Raw genomic sequence first — 16,446 nt, forward strand, 5'->3', positions numbered from 1 at the left:
GCCGGCACTGGGCGAGCCTGTTATGATTCGCGGCAATCCGTTTTCTGGAATTGCCCCCATGTCCCGCGAAATTCGCATCGCCACCCGTAAGAGCGCCCTGGCCCTGTGGCAGGCCGAATATGTCAAAGCCCGCCTGGAGCAGGCCCACCCCGGCCTCAAGGTCAGCCTGGTGCCGATGGTCAGTCGCGGCGACAAGCTGCTCGACGCACCTCTGGCGAAGATCGGCGGCAAGGGGCTGTTCGTCAAGGAACTGGAAACCGCGCTGCTGGAGAACGAGGCCGATATCGCCGTGCACTCGATGAAGGACGTGCCGATGGACTTCCCGGCAGGTCTGGGCCTGTACTGCATCTGCGAGCGGGAAGACCCGCGTGACGCCTTCGTCTCCAACACCTACGCGAGCCTCGATGCGCTGCCCGCCGGCAGCGTGGTCGGCACCTCCAGCCTGCGGCGCCAGGCCCAGCTGCTGGCGCGGCGTCCCGATCTGAAGATCCAGTTCCTGCGCGGCAACGTCAATACCCGCCTGGCCAAGCTCGATGCCGGCGAGTACGACGCCATCATCCTCGCCGCAGCCGGCCTGATCCGCCTGGGTTTCGAAGCCCGTATCCGCAGTTCGCTCAGTGCCGAAGACAGCCTGCCCGCCGGTGGCCAGGGCGCTGTCGGCATCGAGTGCCGCACGGCCGACAGCGACCTGCATGCCCTGCTGGCACCGCTGCATCACCCTGAAACGGCGCTGCGCGTGACGGCCGAGCGGGCGCTGAACAAGCACCTCAATGGCGGTTGCCAGGTGCCGATCGCCTGTTATGCGCTGCTGGAAGGTGACCAGCTGTGGCTGCGTGGCCTGGTCGGCCAGCCCGATGGCGGTCTGCTGCTGCGTGCCGAGGAGCGCGCCGCCAGCAGCGATGCCGAGGCGCTGGGCGTGCGCGTCGCCGAGGCCCTGCTGGCGCAGGGCGCCGATGCGATTCTCAAGGCCGTGTACGGTGAGGCCGGCCACCCGTGACCGCCTGGCGCCTGCTGCTGACGCGTCCGGCCGATGACTGTGCCGCGTTGGCGCGGACGCTTGCAGCGCATGGCGTGTACGGGCATTGCATGCCGTTGCTGGCGATCGAGGCGTTGGTCGAGAGCGTCGAGCAGCAACAGACCTTCCGCGATCTGCAGCGCTACTGCGCGGTGATCGTGGTCAGCAAGCCGGCGGCGCGCCTGGGCCTGGCCCTGCTGCAGCGGCATGGGTCGCAGCCTGCGCCGGCGCAACCCTGGTTCGCCGTGGGCGCCGCGACCGCCGCGCTGCTCGGTGAAGCGGGCCTGGACAGCCATTACCCGCCGGCCGGCGACGACAGCGAGGCGCTGCTCGCGTTGCCGGCGCTGCAGCAGGCCATCGCCGCCGCCGACACGCCGCGCGTGCTTATCCTGCGTGGCGAGGGTGGCCGAGAATTTCTTGCCGAATGCTTGCGCGGCCAAGGTGTGACAGTCGACTATCTGCCACTGTACCGCCGCGCGTTGCCGCAGTACGCGCCGGATGAGCTGGGCCGCAGGGTGCGGGCGGAACGCCTGAACGGCCTGGTGGTCAGCAGTGGGCAGGGGTTCGAGCATCTGCTGCAGCTGGCCGGCGGTGACTGGCCGAGCCTGGCTCGGCTACCCTTGTTCGTACCCAGCCCGCGTGTCGCCGAGCAGGCATGTCGTGCGGGCGCGGAGATCGTTGTGGACTGTCGTGGCGCCAGTGCCGCGGCCTTGCAGGCAGCTCTGGAGCAGTTTCCGGCTGCCGCCCTCTAAAAGGACGGATACGTGAGCGAAGCATCCACCCCGAATACGCCAGAAGAAAAACCGGCCAGCGCAGCCGTGAACAGCACAGCCACTCCCCCCGCGAAGACCCCAGGCAAAGGCGGTGGCACCGGCCTAGCGGCCTTCGCCCTGCTGGTCGGCCTGGCGGGCGCCGGTGCCGGCGGGTGGAGCCTCTGGCAGCTGCAACAGCTACAGGGCCGGGAGCAGCAGCAATCCGCGGACCTGCAGCGCACCCGCGACGACAGCGCGAAGAAGGTCGACGAGCTCGCCCAGCGCCTCGACTCGCGCCTGTCGGCCCTGCCCAGCGCGGCCGAACTGGATGAGCGTCGCCGTCTTCTGGCCAATGTGCAGTCCGATCAGCAGCGCATGAGCCAGCGCCTGGAGTCGGTGCTCGACGGCACCCGGCAGGACTGGCGCCTGGACGAGGCCGAGCACCTGCTGCGCCTCGCCACCCTGCGTCTGTCCGCCCTGCAGGATGTCGCCAGCGCCGAAGCGCTGGTGCAGACCGCCGACGAGATCCTCCGCGATCAGGATGACCCCGCAGCCTTCGGTGCCCGCGAACAGCTCAGTCGCAGCCTGGAAGCCCTGCGTACCACCGAGCGCCCCGATCGCGTCGGCCTGTTCCTGCAGCTGGGCGCCTTGCGTGAGCAGGCGGCCACGCTCAACCCGCTGGCGCCAAGCCTCGATGGGCAGGGTGACGTGCTCTCCGAACTGGCTGCAGAGAACGACGGCAGCGCCTGGTGGAGTGACTGGCTGAAAGACCTGTCGCAGTACTTCCGTATCGAGTTCGACGCGGACCGCAACGTGCGGCCACTGCTCTCGGGGCAAAGCCTGTCGCAGGTACGCCTGAGCCTCTCGCTGGCACTGGAGCAGGCGCAATGGGCGGCCCTGCATGGCCAGGCCGGCGTGTACCGGCAGTCGCTGAAGCAGGCTGAGGACATCCTCGACGCGCACTTCAACCTGGATAACCCGGACAGCCGCGCGCTGCGCCAGCGTTTCAGCGAACTGGCCGATGCCCGCGTCGAGGTCAAGGTGCCCGACCTGAGCGAGTCGCTCGACGCCCTGCAAGCCTACTTGCAGCGCAAGCATGCGCAGCGTCGGCAGGGGGCCGCAGCGGCCGGGGAGGCGCAATGAAACGCCTGATCTGGCTCCTGCTGTTGCTGGCCGTCGCGGTGGGGCTGTACCTGCTGAGTCTGGCCATCGAGGCCGACCGCGGCTACGTGCTGTTCGCCTACAAGGGGTTCCGCTACCAGTCCGGCCTGTGGGCGTTTCTCGGCCTGCTGCTGGCCGTGGTGCTGGTCTACTACCTGGGCAAATGGCTGCTGCGCCTGCTGCTCAGCTCGACACGCCTGGCCAACCCCTGGTCGCGCCTGCATCGCAACCGGCGCGTACGTCTGGCTTCCGAGCAGGGCATGCTCGACCTGGCGGAGGGTCGCTGGGCGCGTGCGCAACGTCAGCTGACCCGTGCCGCAGAGGCCGACAGCCAGCCGCTGATGTTCTACCTCGGCGCCGCGCGAGCTGCGAACAAGCTCGGCCAGCACGAACAGAGCGATGCGCTGCTCGAGCAGGCCCTGAACCGGCAGCCGCAGGCCGAGCTGGCCATCGCCCTGACCCACGCCGAGCTGCAGCGCAGCCGTGGCGACATGGACGCTGCGCTGGACACACTGCAGGCGATGCACGAGCGTCACCCGGGGCATCACTTGGTGTTGCGCCAGTTGCAGCGCCTGTACCTGCAGCGTCAGGACTGGTCGGCGCTGCTCGGTCTGCTGCCGGAGCTGCGCAAGGAGAAAGCCCTGCCGGCCGCCGAGCTGGATGAACTGGAGCGCGAAACCTGGCGCGGGCGCCTGGGCGAAGCCGGGCTGGCCGGGCAGGGGCAGGGCGAAACGGCGCTGCAACCGCTGACCCAGGCCTGGCAGCAGCTGTCTGCGCCGTTGCGCCAGGAGCCTGAACTGATTGCCGCCTACGTCGAGCAACTGCGTCGTCTCGGCGCCCAGGAAGAGGCCGAAGAAGTCCTGCGCAGTGCCCTCAAACGTGGCTACGACAGCCGTCTGGCGCGTTTCTATGGCGTGCTGCGTGGCGCTGATCCGGCGCGTCAGTTGCAGACGGCCGAGCTCTGGCTCAAGCAGCATCCTCAGGACCCGGCCCTGCTGCTGACCCTGGGCCGGCTGTGTCTGCAGAACCAGCTCTGGGGCAAGGCCCGCGATTATTTCGAGAGCAGCCTGAAGCTGGAACGGCACCCGGAAACCTGCGCCGAACTGGCGCGCCTGCTGGCGCAACTGGGTGAGCTGGAGCGCAGCAACCAGCTGTTGCTGGAAAGTCTCGGCCTGTTGCATCAGGGCCTGCCGCCGCTGCCGCAACCGCAGGGGGCCAATGCCTGATCGGCTGCGGCCGATTGCCGCGGCAGGCGCGCCGCCCTGACGGAGGGGCGTTTCCGCGCGATGAATAGCCTGCCGCGTGTTGCCGGGCGCCTTGAAAGGCGCCCTCGCTTTCCTCTACCGTACTGCCCTCGATTTCCTTCCCGGAGCCACCATGCACTTGGCCAGTCCGCGTCCCCTGTTTTTCCTGGCATTCATCGGCTGCGTACTGCTGATGGCGGCTGCGCTCTATCTGGAACATGTCGTCGGCCTCGAGCCCTGCCCGATGTGCATCCTGCAACGTATCTGCGTGGTGCTGTTCGGTGTGGTCTGCCTGATCGCCTCGCTCCATGGTCCGGGCCGCCTGGGCCGGCGTGTCTATGCCGTGCTGGCGCTGCTGTTCGCCGTCGCCGGTGCCGCCACCGCAGGTCGGCAGATCTGGTTGCAGAGCGTGCCGGCCGACCAGCTCGAAGCCTGCCTGCCGAGCCTCGAGTTCATGATGGAAGCGCTGCCGCTGCAGGACATCGTGCGCCTGGTGTTCCAGGGCAGTGCCGATTGCGCCGAGGTGAACTGGACGCTGTTCGGCATGAGCATTCCCGAGTGGAGCCTGCTCGGCTTCATCGGCATGATCGGTTTCTGCCTGCTGCAGCTTCTGCGTCGCGATTGAGAATGCGTATTGCTGCAGGCCGCGAGGCCTGTGGCTTGCTGCTCAAACGCTCGTATGAAATTTCTCGTGGCAGTGCCTTGATGGTGTCTGCCCACGAGCATAATCTGGCTCGCACGCATCGTCGGAAAAACGCCATTCTGCGGTTGCCTTCCCAAGAACAAGCACCGATTGACAAAAAATCGTCGGGAATGATTTTCAACGTCGCGTAGCGACGCCCGAAGGGTGGCCGCCAGGGTCGCAGGTCATAAGAACGTCCCGGAGTGGACGTATAACAGGCCTTATCGATAAGGGAAGCGAGGTTCATCATGCTTGAGAGTTGTCGGAACGCACAGGAACGTTGGGGCGGGGTTCACCAGCTGATCGATCGCTGGCTGGGTGAGCGACGCGAACTGGTGCAGGCCTACGCTGCCCTGACCAAGGCACCGCAGGCGCCGGCCATCAATGGTGAGTCTCTGCAGGGCTTCTGCGAGCTGCTGGTGGACTATGTGTCGGCAGGCCATTTCGAGGTCTACGAACAGCTGACCAGCGAGGCCAAGGCCTTCAACGATCAGCGCGGCCTGGAGCTGGCCAAGCGCATCTACCCGCGTCTCGAGGCGATCACCGCCGTGGCGCTGGCCTTCAATGATCGCTGTGACAACGGCGACTGCCGCGACAGCGCCTCGCTGGTGGCAGAGCTCGAGCGTCTGGGCCAGCTGCTGCATGAACGCTTCGAGCTGGAAGACTGCCTGATCGAGGTGCTGCACACCGCTCACCAGGAACAGGCCGCCGAAGCGCTCTGAACCTCGGGTGCCGATAGCGCCCGGAGATTCCGGGCCGCACCTTGCCGCTCAGTCGGCGACGTCGAGCAGGCGCAGGTCGAACACCAGCGGCGCGTAGGGGGGGATCAGATCACCCGCACCTTCCTCGCCATAGGCCTGACTCGACGGAATCACCAGGCGCCAGTGCGCGCCCTTGGGCATCTGCAGCAGTGCGCTGCGCCAGCCGGCGATCAGGCTGTCCAGGCGAAACCACTGTGGCGTCTCACTCTCGTCGAAGACACTGCCGTCTGCCAGCGAACCGCGATAGCTCACCTGCACCCGGCTACGTGCCGAGGGCGTCGGGCCACTGCCGCTGCCCAGCTCGCTCACCAGCACGCCGTTCTCCAGCACCCGGGTGCCGGGGCGCTGGCGCTGTTCGGCGAGAAAGCGCTGTTCCGCTTCGATAGCCTTGGCATGGCGTTGCGGCGAGGTCGCGATGCGCGCTTCGTGTTCGTCGAGCAGTTGTTCGATACGGGCGCTGTCCAGGCGCAGCGGCTTGCCGTCGTAGGCCTGGCGCAAGCCCTCGACCAGCGCGTCCAGGGGCAGGTCTGGTACCTCTGCATGCAGTCGCTCGCCGAGCCTTGCGCCGAGGCTGTAGGCCAGGTCTTGCTGGTGCTGGTCGGCCTGTACGGTCAGGCTGCAGCAGAGCGCAAGGGTGGCGAGTGCGGCGCGGCGCATGGCGATGTCTCCGGATCAGGATGCGGGCTGGTGTGCATTTCCTGTGGCTCGCGCGGAGGCGACACAGGATCCCGGCGATTATGCCAGTGCCTGCGTGTATCTGCTGTGCTCGCCGAAAGGCCTATGGCGACGCCTCGCTCGTGCGTCTAGTATGGGCGGATCCACATCCGCCAGGAGGCGTGCCATGTCGGCCAAGAAGAAGTCCGTAACCACTCCGTTGCACCTGCTTCACCAGTTGTCTGCCAGTCTGCTCGAGCACCTGGAAAATGCCTGCTCGCAAGCACTGATCGATGCCGAGAAACTCCTCGCCAAGCTGGAGAAACAGCGCGGCAAGGCCCAGGAAAAACTGCACAAGGCGCGCAGCAAGCTGCAGGACGCCGCCGTCGCTGGAAAAGCCAAGGCCCAGGCCAAGGCCAAGGACGCGGTGGCCGAGCTGGAAGAACTGCTCGACTCGCTCAAGACCCGGCAGAGCGAAACCCGCAACTACATCGGCCAGCTCAAGCGTGATGCTCAGGAGAGCCTGAAACTGGCCCAGGGCGTAGGCAAGGTGAAAGAAGCCGCGGGCAAGGCGCTCGACGTGCGCGACGCCAAGGCTGCCGCGCCGGCCGCCAAGCCAGCCAGCAAACCGGCGGCGGCGAAGAAACCCGCTGTTGCCAAGGCACCGGTGAAGAAGGCTCCGGCCAAAGTGGCGGCCGCCAAACCGGTGAGCAAGCCCGTTGCCAAGCCGGCCGCCAAGCCTGCGGCAGCCAGCAAGCCGGCAGCGAAACCGGCAGCGGCCAGCAAGCCAGCGGCCAAGCCCGCCGCTCGCAAGCCTGCGGCAGCCAAGCCGGCAGCGCCGAAAGCGGCTGCCAAGCCCGCTGCAGCCAAGCCCGCCGCCAAACCGGCTGCCAAGCCGGTCGCAGCCAAGGCCCCGGCCAAGCCTGCCGCGGCCAGCAAACCGGCGGCAGCCAAGCCAGCAGCCAAGCCCGCCGCAGCGAAACCGGCCGCCAAACCAGCAGCAGCCAAGCCCGTCAGCAAGCCTGCGGTCGCGAAGAAGCCGGCAGCTGCCAAGGCGCCCGTGAAGAAGGCTCCGGCCAAGCCGGCCGCCGCCAAGCCCGCAGCGCCGACGGCACCCGTCGCGCCCGCCGCTCCAGCGGCGAGCACTGGGGCCAGTGCCGCAGAGACGCCGAGCGCGTCCTAAGGCTGAGCCATAGCGCCGCGCAGCACATGCAGCGCGGCGCTGTCCTGCCTTCCCAGGTGCGTCAGCCAGTCATGGTCGCCGGCTTCGCTCGGCCAGGGTTCGGCAAGTGCCTGCAAGCGCTCGAGCAGCACGCGCTCGCTGTGCAATTCCAGTTGCTTGATCTGTTCGCGCAAGCTCGCCAGCGCTGCATCCTGGCTGGCGGCGCTGCGCCAGTAGCGGCGTAGCTGGCGCAAGGGCGAGACCACCTCGCGTTGCCAGGGCACCGCCACGTCCCGCAGGGCGCGCAGGCGTTCATCCAGACAGCGCACGCCACGGCGTTGCAGCCAGGCACCAGTCAGAAGCAGGCAGACATCGCAGCCTGCCTCCTGCAACTCCAGGCAGGCGTGTTCCACGCCGGGTCTGGCGTAGAGTTCAAGCGCGAAATTCCACAGATCCTGCACGCGGCCTCCGGGGTGATTTGGTAGACTCCGCGGCCATTATGATCCGACTCCAGAACCTCACTCTACAGCGCGGTCCGCAACGCCTTCTCGAAGGTGCGGAACTGACCCTGCACGCCGGCCAGAAGGTCGGTCTGATCGGTGCCAATGGCGCCGGCAAGTCCAGCCTGTTCGCGCTGCTGCGCGGCGAACTCGGCCCCGATGCCGGGGACTGCCGCTTGCCTGCCGACTGGCGCATCGCCCACATGCGCCAGGAGGTCGACAACCTCGAACGCCTGGCGGTGGACTACGTGCTCGATGGCGACCTGCACCTGCGGGCGATCCAGGCCGAACTGGCGCGTGCCGAGCAGGCGCATGACGGCGCCGCCATCGCCCGTCTGCACACCGAACTGGACAACGCCCAGGGCTACACCGCTGATGCTCGCGCCCGCAAGCTGCTGGCGGGGCTGGGTTTCACCGGCGAGCAGATGGACAAGCGCGTCGGCGACTTTTCCGGTGGCTGGCGCATGCGCCTGAACCTGGCCCAGGCGCTGATGTGCCCGTCCGAGTTGCTGCTGCTCGACGAGCCGACCAACCACCTCGACCTCGATGCCATCCTCTGGCTGGAGGAGTGGCTCAAGGGCTACCCGGGCACCCTGCTGCTGATCTCTCACGACCGCGACTTCCTTGATGCCGTGGTCGATCACGTGGCGCACCTGGAGCAGCAGAAGCTGACCCTCTACCGGGGCGGCTACTCGGCCTTCGAACGCACCCGTGCCGAACGTCTGGCCCAGCAGCAGCAGGCGTACGAGAAGCAGCAGACGCAGCGTGCGCACATGGAAGACTTCATCCGCCGCTTCAAGGCCAAGGCCAGCAAGGCGCGCCAGGCGCAGAGCCGCATCAAGGCGCTGGAGCGCCTGGAAGAACTGGCACCGGCGCATGTCGACTCGCCCTTCGACTTCGCCTTCCGCGAGGCGGACAAGGTCTCCAGCCCGCTGCTCAACCTCTCCGAGGTGCGCCTGGGTTATGGCGACAAGGTGGTGCTGGAGAAGGTCAAGCTGAGCCTGGCGCCCGGTGCGCGCATTGGCCTGCTCGGCCCCAATGGCGCGGGCAAGTCGACCCTGATCAAGACCCTGGCCGGCGATCTCGCCGTGCTCGGTGGTGAGCTGGCGCGTGGCGAGAACCTGGCCATCGGTTATTTCGCCCAGCACCAGCTCGATTCGCTGGATGCCAAGGCCAGCCCGCTGCTGCACCTGCAGCGCATCGCCCCGGGCGAGCGCGAGCAGACCCTGCGCGATTTCCTCGGCGGCTTCGACTTCCGTGGCGAGCGTTGCGACGAAGTGGTGGTCAATTTCTCCGGTGGCGAGAAGGCGCGCCTGGCCTTGGCGCTGATCGCCTGGCAGACGCCCAACCTGCTGTTGCTCGACGAACCGACCAACCACCTCGACCTGGAAATGCGCCTGGCGCTGACCATGGCCCTGCAGGACTTCGCCGGTGCGGTCCTGGTGGTGTCCCACGATCGTCACCTGCTGAAGAGCACCACCGACGAGTTCCTGCTGGTGGCCGACGGGCGCATTCAGCCCTTCGAGGGCGACCTCGACGACTACGCGCGCTGGCTGGTCGACTTCCGCGCGCGCCAACTGCCAGCGGGGGCACCGCTGGCCGGCGGCGAGAAGACCGACAAGCGTGCCCAGCGCCAGGCCGCCGCCGCATTGCGCCAGCAGCTGGCGCCGCACAAGAAGCAGGCCGACAAGCTCGAGCAGGAGCTGGGCAAGCTGCAGGCGCAGCTCGCCGGTGTGGAGCAGCAACTGGGCGATAGCACGCTGTACGAAGCGGCGCGTAAGGACGAGTTGCGCGAGCGCCTGGCCGAGCAGGCCCGACTCAAGGCCCGCGAGGCGGAGCTGGAGGAGGCCTGGTTGCTGGCGCTGGAAACCCTGGAGGCCCTGCAACAGCAACTGGAGGAGGCGGAGTGATGGAACAGCTGGAACTGCTGATGGCGTGGCGCGAGCCCTTGCTGCGTGCCGGTCAGGTGTTGCTGATCATCCTGCTGGCCTGGCTCGCCCAGCGCATTCTGACCCGCGCCATCAGCCGTCTCGGCGCACGCTACAGCCTGCTGCCGCCGGAGGTGTTGCAGCCCCTGCGAGGCCTGGTGCGCTGGGTGATCATGGGCAGTGCCCTGCTGATGGTGCTGGAGCGCCTGGGCGTGTCGGCGACGGTACTGTGGACGGCGCTGACCGGCTTCACCGCCGTTGCCGCAGTGGCCTTCTTCGCCATCTGGAGCGTGCTGTCGAACATGTTCTGCGCACTGCTGATCTTCACCATGGGCCCGTTTCGCATGGGCGACACCGTGGAGGTCATCGAGAGCGCCGACAAGCCGGGCGTCAAGGGCCGGGTCATCGCCATCAACCTGTTCTACACCACCCTGCAGGACCTCAGCGAGGATGCCGCTGGCGCCCTGTTGCAGGTGCCCAACAGCCTGTTCTTCCAGAAGTCGGTGCGCCGCTGGCGCTGACCCGCTGGTCTGGGCGCTGGCGCAGGAGTAGGCTGTAGCCCCTTCTCCTGATTTCAGCTTTTCGAGGTACGCATCATGGCACTGGAAACCTGGCTCGCCTTCTTCGTTGCCTGCTGGGTGATCAGCCTGTCGCCAGGTGCCGGCGCCGTGGCCTCGATGTCCGCTGGCCTGCAGTATGGCTTCTGGCGTGGCTACTGGAACGCGCTGGGCCTGCAGCTCGGCCTGGCGATGCAGATCGCCATCGTCGCCGCCGGGGTCGGTGCCATCCTGGCGGCCTCAGCCCTGGCCTTCAGCGTGATCAAATGGTTCGGCGTCGCCTACCTGGTGTTCCTCGCTTACAAGCAATGGGTGGCCCTGCCCAGTGACCTGGATAGCGGCGCCGTCGAGCGGCCGATTGGCCGGCCGCTGACCCTGGTGCTGCGCGGTTTCCTGGTCAACGCCAGCAATCCCAAGGCCATCGTCTTCATGCTGGCGGTGCTGCCGCAGTTCCTCGACCCGCATGCGCCGCTGCTGGCCCAGTACCTGATCATGGGCGCGACCATGATCGTGGTCGACCTGATCGTCATGGCCGGCTACACCGGGCTGGCCTCGCGCGTGCTGCGGGCGTTGCGTACGCCCCGCCAGCAGCGGGTGATGAATCGCAGCTTCGCCGCCCTGTTCGCCGCAGCAGCGGGCCTGCTGGCCACGGTCAAGCGCGCGGCCGTCTGAAGCCCATGCCCGGCCGCCTGCGGGCGGCCACTCGGCGGGTTGTTACCAAATATTTCATATTTTCCTTGTCTGCGCAGGGCAGGCCGGCAACAATTTAATGCCATCCATTCGCGTTTCGGAATGCATTGATGAGTCGTTATCGTTCCCTGTTCTCCTGGCTGATGCTGCCGCTGCTGGCACTCGGCAGCCTCGCTGCCCTGGCCGAGCCACTCGATGGCGCCGCCCAGGCCCTGCACATGCTCGGCTACATTGGCGCCGACTATCCGGCCACGGTGGCCGACGGCCAGGTGGTCGACGCGGGCGAGTACCGCGAGCAGCTGGAGTTCATCGGGGTCCTGCAGGGGCTGGTGGTCGCACTGCCGGCCAAGGCCGAACGCGCTGAACTGGAACAGGGCATCGCTGCGCTGAAGCACGCCGTCGAGCAGCGTCAGCCCGGTGCAGACGTTGCGCACCAGGCGCGTCAGCTCAGTGCCCGCCTGGCCGAGCTGTATCAGGTGGCGCAGACACCGGCCATCACCCCCGACCCCGAGCGCGGTGCGCCGCTGTATGCGCAGCATTGCTCGGTCTGCCACGGCGATGCCGGCGCCGGCGACGGCCCGGCGGGCATCGGCCTGGAGCCGCCGCCGGCCAATCTGCGCGATGCCGCACGGCTGGACCGGCTGAGCCTCTACGACCTCTACAACACGCTCGGCCTGGGCATCGAGGGCACCGACATGCCGGCCTTCGCCGATCAGCTCGATGATCGCCAGCGCTGGGACCTGGCCAGCTATATCGCCGGCTTCAGCGCCGCTCCGGCGCAGGGCGGCACGCAGTTCCGCATGGCCGACCTGGCCGGGCGCACGCCTGCGGAGATCATCGCGGAGGGGGGCGATGGCGCTGCCTTCCGCGCCCAGCGTGCTCATCCGACCGTGGAGAAGCGCGGCCCGCAGCAGCTGATCGGGCATACCCGCAGCACCCTGGAGCACAGCCTGCAGGCCTACCGCGATGGCCATGTCGAACAGGCTTACGACCTCTCGGTGGGTGCTTACCTGGAAGGCTTCGAGCTGGTCGAGAGCGCGCTGGACAACCTCGACGCGGTGCAGCGCAAGACCACCGAGAGGGCGCTGATGGCCTACCGTCAGGCGGTTCAGGACGGCGCCAGTGTCGCCCAGGCCGCCCAGGCGCTGGAGCTGGCCAAGGTCGAACTGGACAAGTCGGCCGCCTTGCTCGAGGGCGGTGCGATGAACGCCTCGCTGAGCTTCTTCTCCAGCATGCTGATCCTGCTGCGTGAAGGCCTGGAAGCGATTCTGGTGCTGGCGGCGATCCTCGCCTTCCTCAACAACACCGGTCAGCAGCAGGCCGCGCGCAGCGTGCACGTCGGCTGGGGCCTGGCCCTGCTCGCCGGCGTCGCGACCTGGGCGGTGGCTGCCTACGTCATCGACGTCAGTGGCGCCCAGCGCGAACTGCTCGAAGGGGCGACCGCACTGTTCGCCAGCGTGGTGCTGCTGTGGGTCGGCGTGTGGATGCACGACCGTCGTCACGCCGCCGCATGGCAGGACTACATCAAGAGCAGCCTGGTCGGCGGCGGTGGCCGTTTCGGCTTCGCCGTGCTGGCGTTCTTCTCGGTGTACCGCGAGCTGTTCGAAGTCATCCTGTTCTACGAAACCCTCTGGCTGCAGGCCGGCCCGGCCGGACATGGCGCCGTGCTGGCCGGCGCCGGTGCCGCCCTGGTGGTGCTGCTCGGCCTGGCCTGGGTGATTCTGCGCGGTTCGCGCAAGCTGCCACTGGCGACCTTCTTCGGCGTCAACGCGGTGCTGCTGTGCATTCTCTCCGTGGTGTTCGCCGGCCATGGCGTGGCGGCGCTGCAGGAGGCCGGGGTGCTGGGCACGCGCCCGGTGGCGTTCTTCGAGTTCGACTGGCTGGGCATTCACCCCGATGCCTGGAGCCTCTCGGCACAGGCACTGGCGCTGGCCGGCATCGCCCTGCTGTATGGGCGCAGCCTGCTCGGCGAGCGTCGGCGCACGGCCGAGCAGGCCTGAACGGACGTGGCGTGAACGAGGGCGGCTTTGCTCGCCCTCTTTGCCTCATAGCGTGAACCGCTGCCACGACAGCGAGTCTCAGTGCACCTAGGCTGGTTCCAATTCCTTTGCCGAGTGCACGCATGTCCTCCTCGATCCATTCCACCCATTACGCAGACAGCCCGGATCTGGCGCTGGCCGCGCTGCGTCATCCCCCGCTGGAACAGGCGCTGTCCGCCGCCTGTGCCCAGCTTGCCGTGCGCGAAGCCTTCCTGGCGGCGTTGCGCGATCCGGCCATCGGCCCGCAGCCGCGCCTGCTGCTGGCGGTGTCCGGTGCCGATATCCGTGGCCAGCGGCGCCTGGCGGCGCTGGTCGCCGAGTTGCTGCCGGACGAGGTCGAACTGGATCTGATCGAACTGGCGGACGACAACCTGTCGCGTGCCGTGCGCGAACGCTGCGAGCCGTTCTACAACACCTGAGCCGCCCGCCTGCTGGCATACTGGGCGCAGTTTTCTCTGCGGAAGTTGCTGCATGCGTGTATGGATCGACGCCGACGCCTGCCCTCGGGCGGCGCGGGATCAGGTGGTCAAGTTCGCCCTCAAGCGAGGCTTCGAGGTGGTGCTGGTGGCCGGGCAGGCTGTCGCCCGGCCGAATTTCGCCTGCGTGAAACTGATCGTGGTGCCCAGTGGCCCGGACGCCGCCGACGATCATCTGGTCGAGCACGCGGTGCCTGGCGAACTGGTGATCTGCAGTGACGTGCCCCTGGCCGACCGCCTGGTGAAGAAGGGCGTCGCGGCACTCGACCCGCGTGGCCGTGAGTTCGACGAGCGCAACATGGGCGAGCGCCTGGCAGTGCGCAACCTGTTCACTGACCTGCGCGAGCAGGGCCAGGTCGGTGGTGGCCAGGCACCCTACTCGGAGAAGGACCGCCAGGCGTTCGCCAATGCGCTGGACCGGATTCTCACGCGCTTGAGCCGCTAGTTGTGATCTCTCAGTAGGTTGTTCATCCGGGGCATTCCCGGAATTCTGGAAGTGCGACCAACACAGCCTTCCAGGAGCCCCGGATGAACCTGCATAAACATGCCCGTCTTACCCCGCGAGGTCGAGCCCTTCTCGTGCAGCGCATGCTCAACGGCCTACGAGTCGAAGATGCGGCACAAGCCGCTGGCGTCAGTGTACGTACAGCCTACAAGTGGCTCAGACGCTTTCGTGAAGAGGGTGAGATCGGCCTGATGGATCGTTCATCACGTCCGCACTCATGCCCCCATGCCACGGCAATCGCTCTGGTCGAGCAACTGATCGAGCTACGTCGCTCTCGCAAGACTTACCGGCAGATCGCCCAGATACTCGGCCTGGCCGTCAGTACCGTGGCCCGCCGCCTCAAGCAGGCCGGCTTTCATCGGCTGGCTGAGCTGGAACCCGCGCCTGTGGTGGTGCGTTATGAATACGCCAATCCTGGCGATCTCCTGCACCTGGACATCAAGAAGCTTGGCCGCTTCTGGAAACCCGGACATCGAGTCACTGGCGACCGTCAGCAGTGCTCCGACGGCGCCGGCTGGGAGTTCATGCACGTGGCTATCGACGATGCGTCCCGACTGGCGTTCACCAGCCTGCATCCGGATGAGCGTGGCAGCAGCGCCTGCCGGGCCTTGCTGCAAGCACTGCGCTACTACCGCGGGCTGAACATTTGCTTTCGGCGCGTCATGACAGACAACGGCGCCTGCTATCGGTCCCGGGCGTTTCAACGGTTGTGTGCTCGGCTCGGGCTGAAACACATCCGTACCAAGCCCTATACGCCACGCACCAACGGCAAGGCCGAGCGCTTCATCCAAACGAGCCTGCGTGAATGGGCCTATGCCCGTAGCTACGACACTTCACAGCAGCGAGCAGCGCACCTGCTGCCCTGGCTGCATCACTACAACTGGCACCGACTGCACGCCAGCCTCGGATACCTGCCCCCAATCAGCAGAGCGCCGCTTCCACTGAACAACGTGCTGGGTTTACACAGCTAGTCGTCACGGATTGCCCCCGGCTACGAGCCAGGGTTCTCCTGGCCTAGCCGCACAGATAGGTGCCGGTGCCCACTGCCACCAGTACGCCTTCGTCGTTGTGCAGCTCCATGCGGATCACCGCGACCTTGTTGCCGGCGCGCAGCGGCGTGGCGGTGGCGCTGAAGCGCTGGCCACGGCCTGGGCGCAGGTAGTCGATGCGCAGGTCGATGGTGCCGAGCTTGGACAGCTTGCTCATGCGTTCGGCAGCAGGCAGGTGCTGGTGGTTGGCGGAGGCGCCGATCAATGCCATGGCGCCACCGCAGACGTCGAGCAGGGACGAGATCACCCCGCCATGCAGGATGCCGTGGACGAAGTTGCCGATCAGCTCGGGTTTCATCGGCAGGTGCATGGTGACCCGCTCGGGGCTCAGCTCATCCAGCTCGATGCCGAGCACCTGGTTGAAGGGGATGCGTTGAAAGAAACTGGCGACCGCCTGCTGCAGGGCGGCGTCGAGGACGAAGGGCTGGGACATGGGGCGCTCCATGAAGACATGCCGCCACGCTGCCGCAGCCCGATGGACTTGAACAGCGCGGCGGCCAGACTGCCCTGGCCTATGACCGAAGCGCCCTGCGATGGGCGCTCGCTGGCCCTCAGTGGTGGGCCAGCTCCAGCACCCGGTCGACCATCTTGTTGATGCCCGAGGCCGCTTCGGCGATGGACTGGGCGAGCATGTAGGCCGGGGTGGTCACCAGCTTGCGCTGGCGGTCCTCGATGATCTCGCTGACCTCGCACTCATGGTGCTCGGCGCCCATCTGGGTGAGGGCGGCGGCGGTGTCGTGGTCGGTGCCGATGGTGCAGGCCACGCCGGCGCCGAAGATCTTGGCCGCCAGCGCCGGGGCGATGCACATCATGCCGACCGGCTTGCCGGCATCGGCGAACGCCTTGCACGCGGCCAGCACGTCCGGCTGCACGCTGCAGCCCGCGCCATTGGTGGCGAAGTCGGAGAGGTTCTTCGCCACACCGAAGCCGCCCGGCATGATCAGCGCATCGAAGTCCGCCGCGTGCAGCGCCCTGACGTCCTTGATCTGGCCACGGGCGATGCGTGCGGACTCCACCAGCACGTTGCGCGTCTCGTTCATCTCGTCGCCGCTGTAGTGATCCACCACGTGCAACTGCGCCACGTCGGGGGCGAAGCACTGCACCTCGGCGCCGCGCTGGTCGAGGCGCAACAGGGTGATCACGCTTTCATGGATCTCGGCACCGTCGTAGACGCCACAGCCGGACAGAATCACAGCCACTTTCTTGTTCATGCTCGACTCCTGGTGAGGAAAACACGCCCGCAGCGCGGACGTGGGTGTTGGCAATCGTTG

19 protein-coding genes are annotated in these 16,446 nt (G+C 67.2%); 15 read left to right on the plus strand and 4 right to left on the minus strand.

The window, feature by feature from the left end; genetic code table 11:
* Window positions 1–58: 58 nt before the first annotated feature.
* From hemC to FIV02_RS01435, 7 genes are all read left to right on the plus strand, one after another.
* A complete protein-coding gene (hemC, locus tag FIV02_RS01405; RefSeq protein WP_037052811.1) occupies window positions 59–997 on the plus strand; it encodes a hydroxymethylbilane synthase in 939 nt (312 codons plus the stop codon).
* The gene (locus FIV02_RS01410) at window positions 994–1,767 is read left to right on the plus strand and encodes a uroporphyrinogen-III synthase (RefSeq protein ID WP_152487585.1); all 774 of its coding nucleotides are present in this window, start codon (window positions 994–996) and stop codon (window positions 1,765–1,767) included. The genes hemC and FIV02_RS01410 overlap by 4 nt, the downstream gene beginning before the upstream one ends.
* Window positions 1,768–1,779: 12 nt before the next feature.
* The gene (locus tag FIV02_RS01415; protein WP_152487586.1) at window positions 1,780–2,910 is read left to right on the plus strand and encodes a uroporphyrinogen-III C-methyltransferase; all 1,131 of its coding nucleotides are present in this window, start codon (window positions 1,780–1,782) and stop codon (window positions 2,908–2,910) included.
* Window positions 2,907–4,154 carry a heme biosynthesis HemY N-terminal domain-containing protein gene (locus FIV02_RS01420; RefSeq protein ID WP_037052818.1) on the plus strand — a complete coding sequence of 416 codons (1,248 nt, stop codon included), beginning with the start codon at window positions 2,907–2,909 and terminating at the stop codon, window positions 4,152–4,154. Before FIV02_RS01415 ends, FIV02_RS01420 begins: the two co-directional genes overlap by 4 nt.
* A 151-nt stretch (window positions 4,155–4,305) precedes the next feature.
* The gene (locus FIV02_RS01425; RefSeq protein WP_037052820.1) at window positions 4,306–4,797 is read left to right on the plus strand and encodes a disulfide bond formation protein B; all 492 of its coding nucleotides are present in this window, start codon (window positions 4,306–4,308) and stop codon (window positions 4,795–4,797) included.
* Between the two features lie 2 nt (window positions 4,798–4,799).
* Window positions 4,800–5,006, plus strand: a complete 207-nt coding sequence (locus tag FIV02_RS01430) for a hypothetical protein (RefSeq protein ID WP_134677865.1) — start codon at window positions 4,800–4,802, stop codon at window positions 5,004–5,006.
* 96 nt (window positions 5,007–5,102) lie between these two features.
* A complete protein-coding gene (locus FIV02_RS01435; protein ID WP_037052822.1) occupies window positions 5,103–5,576 on the plus strand; it encodes an Rsd/AlgQ family anti-sigma factor in 474 nt (157 codons plus the stop codon).
* A gap of 48 nt (window positions 5,577–5,624) precedes the next feature.
* Here the strand turns inward: FIV02_RS01435 and FIV02_RS01440 are convergent, their stop codons facing one another.
* A complete protein-coding gene (locus tag FIV02_RS01440; RefSeq protein WP_152487587.1) occupies window positions 5,625–6,272 on the minus strand; it encodes an FKBP-type peptidyl-prolyl cis-trans isomerase in 648 nt (215 codons plus the stop codon).
* A gap of 184 nt (window positions 6,273–6,456) precedes the next feature.
* Here FIV02_RS01440 and FIV02_RS01445 point away from each other — a divergent pair, with 184 nt between their 5' ends.
* Window positions 6,457–7,452: an AlgP family protein gene (locus FIV02_RS01445; RefSeq protein ID WP_152487588.1), complete on the plus strand. Its 996-nt coding sequence runs from the start codon at window positions 6,457–6,459 to the stop codon at window positions 7,450–7,452.
* On the opposite strand, the gene FIV02_RS01450 is transcribed toward FIV02_RS01445, so the two are convergent.
* Complete coding sequence (locus FIV02_RS01450; RefSeq protein ID WP_152487589.1) at window positions 7,449–7,892, minus strand: TIGR02444 family protein; 444 nt, start codon at window positions 7,890–7,892, stop codon at window positions 7,449–7,451. The two genes, FIV02_RS01445 and FIV02_RS01450, sit on opposite strands and share 4 nt — an antisense overlap.
* Before the next feature lie 38 nt (window positions 7,893–7,930).
* Here FIV02_RS01450 and FIV02_RS01455 point away from each other — a divergent pair, with 38 nt between their 5' ends.
* From FIV02_RS01455 to FIV02_RS01485, 7 genes are all read left to right on the plus strand, one after another.
* Complete coding sequence (locus FIV02_RS01455; protein ID WP_152487590.1) at window positions 7,931–9,841, plus strand: ATP-binding cassette domain-containing protein; 1,911 nt, start codon at window positions 7,931–7,933, stop codon at window positions 9,839–9,841.
* Window positions 9,841–10,380: a mechanosensitive ion channel family protein gene (locus tag FIV02_RS01460; RefSeq protein WP_037052833.1), complete on the plus strand. Its 540-nt coding sequence runs from the start codon at window positions 9,841–9,843 to the stop codon at window positions 10,378–10,380. Before FIV02_RS01455 ends, FIV02_RS01460 begins: the two co-directional genes overlap by 1 nt.
* Before the next feature lie 75 nt (window positions 10,381–10,455).
* Complete coding sequence (locus tag FIV02_RS01465; RefSeq protein WP_037052835.1) at window positions 10,456–11,088, plus strand: LysE family transporter; 633 nt, start codon at window positions 10,456–10,458, stop codon at window positions 11,086–11,088.
* A gap of 128 nt (window positions 11,089–11,216) precedes the next feature.
* Window positions 11,217–13,106, plus strand: coding sequence for a cytochrome c/FTR1 family iron permease (locus FIV02_RS01470; protein WP_152487591.1), 1,890 nt, complete (start codon window positions 11,217–11,219; stop codon window positions 13,104–13,106).
* A gap of 122 nt (window positions 13,107–13,228) precedes the next feature.
* Window positions 13,229–13,564 carry an enhanced serine sensitivity protein SseB C-terminal domain-containing protein gene (locus tag FIV02_RS01475; RefSeq protein ID WP_037052839.1) on the plus strand — a complete coding sequence of 112 codons (336 nt, stop codon included), beginning with the start codon at window positions 13,229–13,231 and terminating at the stop codon, window positions 13,562–13,564.
* A gap of 52 nt (window positions 13,565–13,616) precedes the next feature.
* Window positions 13,617–14,066: a YaiI/YqxD family protein gene (locus FIV02_RS01480; protein WP_004373364.1), complete on the plus strand. Its 450-nt coding sequence runs from the start codon at window positions 13,617–13,619 to the stop codon at window positions 14,064–14,066.
* An 83-nt stretch (window positions 14,067–14,149) separates the two neighbouring features.
* Window positions 14,150–15,097, plus strand: coding sequence for an IS481 family transposase (locus FIV02_RS01485; RefSeq protein WP_152487592.1), 948 nt, complete (start codon window positions 14,150–14,152; stop codon window positions 15,095–15,097).
* 43 nt (window positions 15,098–15,140) lie between these two features.
* Here FIV02_RS01485 and FIV02_RS01490 read toward each other — a convergent pair whose 3' ends face one another.
* Both FIV02_RS01490 and elbB read right to left on the minus strand, forming a co-directional pair.
* Window positions 15,141–15,608 (minus strand): thioesterase family protein, encoded by a 468-nt coding sequence (locus tag FIV02_RS01490; RefSeq protein WP_037052841.1) that lies wholly within the window; start codon window positions 15,606–15,608, stop codon window positions 15,141–15,143.
* A gap of 118 nt (window positions 15,609–15,726) precedes the next feature.
* On the minus strand, window positions 15,727–16,386 hold the full coding sequence (elbB, locus tag FIV02_RS01495) for an isoprenoid biosynthesis glyoxalase ElbB (RefSeq protein ID WP_152487593.1): 660 nt from the start codon (window positions 16,384–16,386) through the stop codon (window positions 15,727–15,729).
* Window positions 16,387–16,446 lie beyond the last annotated feature (60 nt).

Source organism: Pseudomonas sp. THAF187a, from assembly GCF_009363395.1.
GTDB classification, from domain to species: domain Bacteria; phylum Pseudomonadota; class Gammaproteobacteria; order Pseudomonadales; family Pseudomonadaceae; genus Aquipseudomonas; species Aquipseudomonas khazarica.